Source organism: Streptomyces sp. NRRL S-495 (genome assembly GCF_000966955.1).
GTDB classification, from domain to species: domain Bacteria; phylum Actinomycetota; class Actinomycetes; order Streptomycetales; family Streptomycetaceae; genus Kitasatospora; species Kitasatospora purpeofusca.
Genome location: NZ_JZWY01000957.1, coordinates 1 through 8,561 on the forward strand (window position 1 = coordinate 1; position 8,561 = coordinate 8,561).

Here is an 8,561-nt window from a genome sequence, read left to right on the forward strand (position 1 = left end):
CCGCTCCATTGGCCGTCCGGTTCGTTCAGCGGCGGGTTGCTGTGCTCGCCGAGGAGGTTGTTGCCGAGCGACGGGTAGAGGTCGTCCTTGTCGCCGCGGTTGGGCACGACGGCGTCCGCCAGGTCGCGCCGGCCGTCGGCCTGCAGCAGCTCGATGGCGAGGTGGCTCTCGTCGTTGACGTTGTCGATGGACTCGTCCACCGCGTAGACGGCGATGCCCTGGTCCGGCAGGAAGGTGTCCTGGCCGCTCTGTCGGCGGTACTCGACCACGATGTACTGCTTGGGGTTCATCCGCGGGCTGCGGACGAGCAGGATGTCGCCGTCCTCGGAGACGGGGCGCAGCACGATGTCCTTGGCGGTGCTGGTGATCTTCTGCGGCCGGGTCCAGTCGTGGAACATCCGGAGCATGCCGTTCGGGTACACCGGCCGGTCGCCGGCGTGCAGCCGGTCCGGGCCGCCCCAGGAGCCGGAGGCCATCAGGCAGAAGTTGCCGAGGCCGCTGGAGACCGCCTCCAGGTTCGGGTTCCCGGTGTCGTAGAAGTCGGCCCAGCGGGCGGCCAGATGGCCCCACTCGTGGGAGCAGACGCCGACCCGGCAGTCCTCGGGGACGGTGAGGAAGGTCTGGACGGTCAGGCTGGAATCGGTCGGGAAGCCGGGGGTGAAGCTCCACTTGGCGCTCCACAGGGCCCCCGGCCGCTGGAGCTTCGGGACCGCCTCGGCGCCGGGGCCGGCGTGGACGATGAACAGCGCGGTGACGATGCCCTCGCCCAGCACGTCCAGTTCCTCGGGGAACGCCACGCCCTGCTGGCGGGCGATCTCCAGGGTGTCGGCGGCCATGCCCACTTCGTTCCTGGGGAAGGCGCCGGTGTCCTGGCCGGACAGGCCGTTGGCGTAGAAGGAGAGCGGGTGCGGCAGCCGGAACCAGCCGTGCACCGCGCCCTGGACGTCGATGCCGCCGTTGGCGGGAGCGGCGGGGTCGAAGCCGCTGACGCCGCGGTAGTAGTCGCGCATCGAGCCGGTCGGGAACGTTCCGGAGCTGAACAGCAACTGTTCGAAGTGCTCGACGGTGTGGGCGGGGTCGTGCGGCTGGTCGGGGAAGTCCACCAGCAGCACCAGGGTGGGGACGACGCCCTTGAGCTTCTCCGACGGGTGGTCGATGAGCTGGGCGTCGCTGCGCGGACCGGGGCGGAGGGCGCCGTCGTCGAGGCCGACGACGTTCTCGCCGCGCCACTGGGTGCGCAGCACGCGGTAGTACTGGCCGAAGGTGATGCCGTCCGGGAGGCGCTGGGACGCGACCAGGTCCCGGTACTCGTCATGGAGCTCGTCCAGCGCGGTCGGTGACAGCGGGACGGGGCAGGCGTGCGGACGGTCGTGGGGGAGGTCGACGGGGGTGGGGTGGCGATGCAGCGTGGTTAATGTGTGACGCATGGTGACGGCTCCTTCGAGCCTGCTCACCCCGCCGGGGCGTGTGCGGCGCCGCGGGGGCGTGTTCGGCGCCCCGTCGAGTAGGCGGTCGCCGGCAATCGGTCGGTTCGCCGAAAGGCGGTCGGGTCTGGCCGGTACCGGTTGCGAAAAGGTCGATATGCGGTTGTTTGTCACCATTCTGACGCTCCGGACGGCCAAAGCACCAGACCCGAAGGGCCGTCGGATCCGCCGCCGGTCCGCTCAGCCGGCCCGGTGCGCGGCGGCCGCCGCGGTGAAGGAGGCGGCGAGCTGCGGGTATCCCGCCCAGTGCAGGTGCAGATACGAAGCGTGAACATTCTCGGCGCCCGCCGCGCCCGCGAATCCTTCGAAGTGCAGACCGGTCGGCAGCCGCCAGCCCCAGGCGGGCCGTTCGCCGTGCTCCGGCTCGCAGACCGTCCGGTGGAACTCGTGCCCGCGCAGCCGGGCCCCGCCCGGCAGCAGCGTCGAGTCCTCCAGTGCGACCGCCTCCCGGTACCCGAGCGTCAGCCGCTCGGTCATTCGGGCCGAGGTGTCCAGCACCCCGCACATCGGCAGGCCGTCCAGCTCCCGCCCGAGGTAGAGCAGTCCGGCGCACTCGGCCGAGACCGGTCCGCCCGAGGCGGCGAACGCGGCGATCGCTGCCCGCAGTTGCCCGTTCGCACTGAGTTCCCGGACGTACAGCTCGGGGAAGCCGCCGCCGATCACCAGGCCCGCCGTGCCCTCCGGCAGGGCGTCGGCGTGCAGCGGGTCGAAGGGCACCACCTCGGCGCCGGCGGCGGTCAGCAGCTCGGTGTTCTCGGCGTACGAGAAGGAGAACGCCGCGCCCCCGGCCACCGCGATCCTCGGCCGGGCCGCACCGGGGGCGGCACCAGCACCGGCACTGGCACCGTCACCGGCGTCCAGGGGGGTCACCTCGCGGGCCGGGTCCCAGGGCTCCGCCGTCAGCGGCGGAGCCGTGCGGGCCAGCTCCAGCACCGCGTCCAGGTCCACCGAGGCGGCGACCAGTTCGCCCATGTCGGCCACCGCCCGCAGGGCCTCCGCCGAGCGCTCCGCGGCCGGGATCAGCCCCAGGTGCCGGGACGGCGTGGCGACCGCCGCCGAGCGCCGCACCGAGCCCAGCACCGGCACCCCGGAGCCCTCCTCCAGGGCCTCGCGCAGCAGCCGTTCGTGCCGGTCGGAGGCGACCCGGTTGAGGATCACCCCGGCCAGCCGGACCTCCGGGTCCCAGGAGGCGAAGCCGTGCACCAGCGCGGCCACCGACCGGGACTGCGAGGAGGCGTCCACCACCAGCACCACCGGCGCCCGCAGCAGCTTCGACACATGCGCGGTGGACGCCAGCTCGCCGCGCCCGGACGCGCCGTCGAACAGCCCCATCACGCCCTCGACCACCGCCACGTCCGCCCCGGCCGCGCCGTGCAGGAAGAGCGGCGCGATCCGCTCCGGTCCGCACATGAACGCGTCCAGGTTGCGGCCCGGACGGCCGGCGGCCAGGCCGTGGTAGCCCGGGTCGATGTAGTCCGGGCCGACCTTGTGCGGCGAGACGGCCAGCCCGCGGGCGGCGAGCGCGGCGATCAGGCCGGTGGCGATGGTGGTCTTGCCGGCGCCCGAGGAGGGCGCCGCGACGACGAGACGGGGGATGTTCACGGTGCTGCTGCTTCTCTCGCTGGTACTACCGGGACGCTCGGCGGGCTCGCCGCGCCACCACTCGATGCCGCACTACCACTCGATGCCGCGCTGGCCCTTGCGACCGGCGTCCATCGGGTGCTTGACCTTGGTCATCTCGGTGACCAGGTCGGCCGCCTCGGTCAGCAGCTCCGGCGCGTACCGGCCGGTGATGACGACGTGCTGGCTGCCCGGACGGTCCTTCAGCACGGCCACCACCTCCGCCGGGTCGATCCACCCCCAGTGCATCGGGTAGGTGAACTCGTCCAGCACGTAGAAGCGGTAGGTCTCGGCGGCGAGGTCGCGCTTGACCTGCTCCCAGCCCTCCTTGGCCGCCGCCTCGCTGTCCAGCTCCATCTCGCCGGTGCGCTGGATCCAGGACCAGCCGGAGCCCATCTTGTGCCAGTCGACGGTGCCGCCCTCGCCGGAGGCGCCGAGCACGCGCAGCGCGTTCTCCTCGCCGACCTTCCACTTGGCGGACTTCACGAACTGGAACACCCCGACCGACCAGCCCTGGTTCCAGGCCCGCAGGGCCATGCCGAACGCGGCGGTGGACTTGCCCTTGCCGGGCCCGGTGTGGACGGCGGTGATCGGCTGGGTACGGCGCTGACGGGTCGTCAGACCGTCGTCGGGAACGCTCTCGGGGACACCCTTGGGCATATCGGCTCAGGCCGCCTTTCGCGAAGCAGAAGCAGAAGCAGAAGCAGAGACGGTCGGACGGTGCTCGCCGCGGTGGCCCCCACCGCGGCTGTCGCGGACGAGCGAGGCGACGCCGTCGGCGCGCAGCTCGTCCAGGGTCACGGCGGTGGCCCGCAGCCGGTCGGCCAGGGTGCGGGCCAGGCCGAGCCGGACCGGGCCCGACTCGCAGTCCAGCACCACGCTGGCCACACCCTGCCCGGCCAGCAGCCCGGCCGCCCGGTGCGACTGCGCGACGGCGTCCCGCGCGCCGGTGGCCCGGCCGTCGGTCACCACGACCAGCAGCGGGCGGCGGTCCGGGTCGCGCAGCCGCTCGACCCGCAGCACCTCGTGCGCCCGCAGCAGCCCGGCCGCCAGCGGGGTGCGGCCGCCGGTGGGCAGCGACTCCAGCCGGGCCGCGCCGACCTCCACCGAGGAGGTGGGCGGCAGCGCCAGCTCGGCGCCCGCGCCCCGGAAGGTGATCATGCCGATCTTGTCCCGGCGCTGGTAGGCGTCCATCAGCAGCGACAGCACCGCGCCCTTGACGGCGGTCATCCGCTGCCGGGCCGCCATCGAGCCGGAGGCGTCCACCACGAACAGCACCAGATTGGACTCCCGCCCCTGGCGCACCTGCTCGCGGAAGTCGTCCTTGTGCAGCACCAGGGCCCGCGAGGACCGGCCGCGCGCCAGCTGGTGCGGGGCGGCGGCGCGCAGGGTGGCGCTCAGGTGCAGCCGGGCGAGGCGCCCGCGCGGGCGGCGGGCCCTGATGGTGTGCCCGCTGTCGGTCTCGGCGGGGGAGCGGCGGCCCTGGGCGCCGCGCCCGGTGCCGTCCACGGCGAACAGCCGGGTCCGGTACGGGTCGCCGGCCGCGACCGGGGCCGTCTCCCGGGCGGGGGACGGGGGCTGGAGCGGGACCGGCTGAGGGGCGGGGGCGTCGTCCGGGGCCGGGCCGTCCGCCGCCTCGGCCGGCGGGCCGTCGGGGCCGTCCTGGCCGGACGGCTCGGGCGCGCCGCCGCCACCGCCGTCGTCGGGGCCGCCGTCCTGCGGGCCGTCACCCCCGGGGCCGTCGCCCTCGGGGCCGCCCTCCGGGTCCGGGTCCTCCTCCGGCTCCTGCTGCGGCTCCTCGGGCTCCGGCTCGGCGTGCTCCTCCAGCACCTGGTCCAGCTGCTCCTCGTCCAGCCCGGGGGCGTCGAAGGGGTTGCGCCGCCGCCGGTGCGGCAGCGCCAGCTGGGCGGCCTTGCGGACGTCCTCCGCCAGCACCTCGGTGCGGCCCGCCCAGGCGGCCAGGGCGACGGCGGTCCGGGCCATCACGATGTCCGCGCGCAGCCCGTCCACCTCGAACGCCGCGCAGACGGCGGTGATCTGGCGCAGTGCCGTGTCGGTCAGCTCGACCTGCGGCAGCAGCTCGCGGGCGGCGGTGATCCGGTCCGCCAGCGCCCGCTCGTCCGCGGCGAAGCGGTCGGCGAAGGCGGCCGGGTCGGCGTCGTAGGAGAGCCGGCGGCGGACCACCTCGGCGCGCTCCACCGGCTCCCGGGTGGCGGCGATCTCCACCGTCAGGCCGAACCGGTCGAGCAGCTGCGGCCGCAGCTCGCCCTCCTCCGGGTTCATCGTGCCGACCAGCAGGAAGCGCGCCGCGTGCCGCACCGACACGCCCTCGCGCTCCACGTAGGAGCGGCCCATCGCGGCGGCGTCCAGCAGCAGGTCCACCACGTGGTCCTGGAGCAGGTTGACCTCGTCGATGTAGAGCACGCCGCGGTGCGCCCGGGCCAGCAGCCCCGGCTCGTAGGCCTTGACGCCCTCGGCCAGCGCGCGCTCCAGGTCCAGCGAGCCGACGATCCGGTCCTCGGAGACGCCGACCGGCAGCTCGACCAGCCGGGCCGGGCGCTCGGAGGCCGCGGCGCCGGTGTGCGCGCCGTCCGGGCACTGCGGGTCGGGGCCGGCCGGGTCGCAGGCGAAGCGGCAGCCGTCGACGGTCGCGATGGACGGCAGCAGCCCGGCCAGCGCGCGCACCATGGTCGACTTGGCGGTGCCCTTCTCGCCGCGCACCAGCACCCCGCCGACCGCCGGGGAGACCGCGTTCAGCAGCAGGCCGAGCCGCAGGTCGGCCATGCCGACGATCGCGGTGAACGGGTATCGGACGTCACTCATGCATGCTCCCCAGGGGCTCCGGGCGGAAGGAACGGCAGCGATCCGGCCGCCGGCACCCCGCCCTCGATCAGCTTCCACAGCGCGTCGGTGTCGGCGTGTTCCTCGATCAGTTCGCCCAGCCGGTCCAGCCGGGCCTCCCGCGCGTCGGCGAAGGAGGTGTCCGGCGCGGGCACGAACGCCCGGCCGGCGGCCGCCGCGACCTCGCGCAGCAGCGCGCGCCGGAAGCCGTCGTTCTCCAGCGCGCCGTGCCAGGTGGTGCCCAGGACGGAACCGACCCGGCACCCGTCCAGGCTCTGTCCGTCGTCATCGGAGATGAACGCCTCGCCGCCCTCCACGGTGACGATCCCGTGGTGGATCTCGTAGCCCTCGACCCGCTCGCCGAAGGCCTCGCCGACCGGCCGTCCGAGCACCTTCGCGACCCCGAACCGCACCCGCGTCGGCAGCAGCCCGAGGCCCTCCATCGGGCCCGCCTTCGACTCGACCTCGTCCACGATCGAGCCGGCCAGCATCTGGTAGCCGCCGCAGACGCCCAGCACCGGCAGCCCGGCCGCCGCCCGGGCCTTCAGCACCGGTTCGAAGCCGCGCTCGCGCAGCCAGCCGAGGTCGGCGACGGTGGCCCGGGTGCCGGGCAGCACCACCAGGTCGGCGTCGGCCAGCTCCTCCGGCCGGGTGGCCCAGCGGACCAGCACGCCGGGCTCCTGGGCGAGCGCGTCCAGGTCGGTGAAGTTGGACAGCCGGGGGAAGCGCAGCACCGTCACCCGCAGCACATCGGCGCCCAGCGGGCCGCGCGCGGCGGTCCGGTCGACGACGGTGGACAGGTCGAGCGAGTCCTCGGCGTCCAGCCACAGGTCCGGCAGCATCGGCAGGGTGCCGAGCACCGGACGCCCGGTCAGCTCGCGCAGCATCTCCAGCCCGGGGGCCAGCAGCCGCGCGTCGCCGCGGAACTTGTTGACGAACCAGCCGGCCACGTGCCGCTGGTCCTCCGCCGACAGCAGCGCCAGCGTCCCGTACATCGCCGCGAACACGCCGCCCCGGTCGATGTCCCCGACCACGACGACCGGCAGGCCGGCCGCGGTGGCCAGGCCCATGTTGGCGATGTCCCGGTCCCGCAGGTTGATCTCGGCGGGCGAGCCCGCGCCCTCGCAGACCACCACGTCGAAGCGGCCGCGCAGGTCCGCCAGGCACTCCAGGGCCCGTTCCAGCAGCAGCGGCTTGCGCTCGCGGTAGTCCAGCGCGCCGACCTCGGCGACCGGGTGGCCCAGCAGCACCACCTGGCTGCGGCCGTCCGCGCCGGGCTTGAGCAGCACCGGGTTCATCGCCGCCTCCGGCTCGACCCGGGCGGCCTGCGCCTGCATCGCCTGGGCGCGGCCGATCTCGGCGCCGTCGGCGGTGACGAAGGAGTTCAGCGACATGTTCTGCGCCTTGAACGGCGCGACCGCCACCCCCTGCCGCGCCAGCCAGCGGCAGATGCCCGCCGTGACCACGCTCTTGCCGGCGTCCGAGGTCGTCCCGGCGACCAGCAGTGCCTTGCTCATGCCCGGTACCTCCGCTTCCTGTTCAGCGCCGCCCGCAGCAGCAGGTGCCCGGCGACGGTCGTACCCAGGGCCAGCGCGCCCACCCGCCGCGAGAGCACGCAGGCCCGCTCGATGTCGTCCACCCCGACCGGCCGCAGCCCCTCACCGAGCACCGGCCGGTGCTCGGTGCGCTCGCCGTACTGGAGCGTCCCGCCCAGCCGGACGCCGACCGCGCCGGCGAAGGCCGACTCGGCCTGCCCGGCGTTGGGGCTGGGGTGCGCGGAGCCGTCCCGCCGCCAGACCCGCCAGGCGGTGCGCGGTTCGGGGGCGGCGGCCACCGTCAGCAGCGCGGTCAGCCGGGCGCCCGGCCAGCCCGCCACGTCGTCCAGCCGGGCCGAGGCCCAGCCGAACCGGGCGTAGCGCGGCGAGCGGTGACCGACCATCGCGTCCAGGGTGTTCACCGCGCGGAACGCCAGCAGCCCCGGGGTGCCGGCCAGGCCGCCCCAGACCAGGGCGTTGACCACGGCGTCGGCGGTGTTCTCGGCCACCGACTCGACCACCGCGCGGGCCAGCTGCTGCTCGTCCAGGGCGCTCGGGTCGCGTCCGCACAGGTGCGGCAGCCGTTCCCGGGCCGCCGTCAGGTCACCGGCCGTCAGCGCCCGGCCGACGGTGCGGGCCTCCCGGGTCAGCGAGGTGCCGCCGAGTACCGTCCAGGTCGCGGCGGCGGCGAGCGCGGCCCGGCCGAGCGGACGGCGGGCCAGCAGCCGGTCGGCGGCGACCGCGCCAACGGCGACGGTGCCCACGCACAGCGCGGTGAAGGCGGTGCCGGCCGCGCGGTCGTCGCGCCACAGCAGCCGCTCCAGCCGGCCGGCCGCGCTGCCGAAGCCGGCCACCGGGTGGCCGCGGCGCGGATCGCCGAACCGGGCGTCGGCCAGGTACCCGGCGACGGCGCCCGCGCCGAACGCGGCGGCCCGGGTCAGCGGGCGCAAGGGAAGGCGGGTGGCGTGGTCGGCGGAGTGCTCGGGGGGAGGTCCCGGCCCGGCGGGGCAGCCTGCATCGCGTGCGTGTCCTCACTCAGGGTCCGCGCCCTGGATCGACGTACCGGGGGTGAGAGTCTCCC

At 75.2% G+C, this 8,561-nt stretch carries 6 protein-coding genes; all 6 read right to left on the reverse strand.

Annotated features, from left to right (window positions below):
* The coding region (locus tag VR45_RS36975; RefSeq protein WP_052709667.1) for a M6 family metalloprotease domain-containing protein at positions 1-1,427 on the reverse strand (1,427 nt) is incomplete at its 3' end.
* A gap of 237 nt (positions 1,428-1,664) precedes the next feature.
* The gene (locus tag VR45_RS36980) at positions 1,665-3,086 is read right to left on the reverse strand and encodes a cobyrinate a,c-diamide synthase (protein ID WP_045944318.1); all 1,422 of its coding nucleotides are present in this window, start codon (positions 3,084-3,086) and stop codon (positions 1,665-1,667) included.
* A 72-nt stretch (positions 3,087-3,158) separates the two neighbouring features.
* Positions 3,159-3,764 carry a cob(I)yrinic acid a,c-diamide adenosyltransferase gene (cobO, locus tag VR45_RS36985; RefSeq protein ID WP_045944319.1) on the reverse strand — a complete coding sequence of 202 codons (606 nt, stop codon included), beginning with the start codon at positions 3,762-3,764 and terminating at the stop codon, positions 3,159-3,161.
* A gap of 6 nt (positions 3,765-3,770) precedes the next feature.
* A complete protein-coding gene (locus VR45_RS36990; RefSeq protein WP_045944320.1) occupies positions 3,771-5,927 on the reverse strand; it encodes a putative cobaltochelatase in 2,157 nt (718 codons plus the stop codon).
* On the reverse strand, positions 5,924-7,462 hold the full coding sequence (locus tag VR45_RS36995) for a cobyric acid synthase (RefSeq protein WP_045944321.1): 1,539 nt from the start codon (positions 7,460-7,462) through the stop codon (positions 5,924-5,926). Before VR45_RS36995 ends, VR45_RS36990 begins: the two co-directional genes overlap by 4 nt.
* Entirely contained in the window at positions 7,459-8,430 is a 972-nt protein-coding gene (locus VR45_RS37000; protein WP_234326537.1) for a cobalamin biosynthesis protein, read from the reverse strand. The genes VR45_RS36995 and VR45_RS37000 overlap by 4 nt, the downstream gene beginning before the upstream one ends.
* Between the last annotated feature and the right edge of the window lie 131 nt (positions 8,431-8,561).

Excerpts from the sequence above, each read along its gene's own strand:
- cobO (WP_045944319.1), bottom strand. The coding sequence starts at position 3,764 with ATGCCCAAGGGTGTCCCCGAGAGCGTTCCCGACGACGGTCTGACGACC.
- VR45_RS36990 (WP_045944320.1), bottom strand. The coding sequence starts at position 5,927 with ATGAGTGACGTCCGATACCCGTTCACCGCGATCGTCGGCATGGCCGAC.
- VR45_RS36995 (WP_045944321.1), bottom strand. The coding sequence starts at position 7,462 with ATGAGCAAGGCACTGCTGGTCGCCGGGACGACCTCGGACGCCGGCAAG.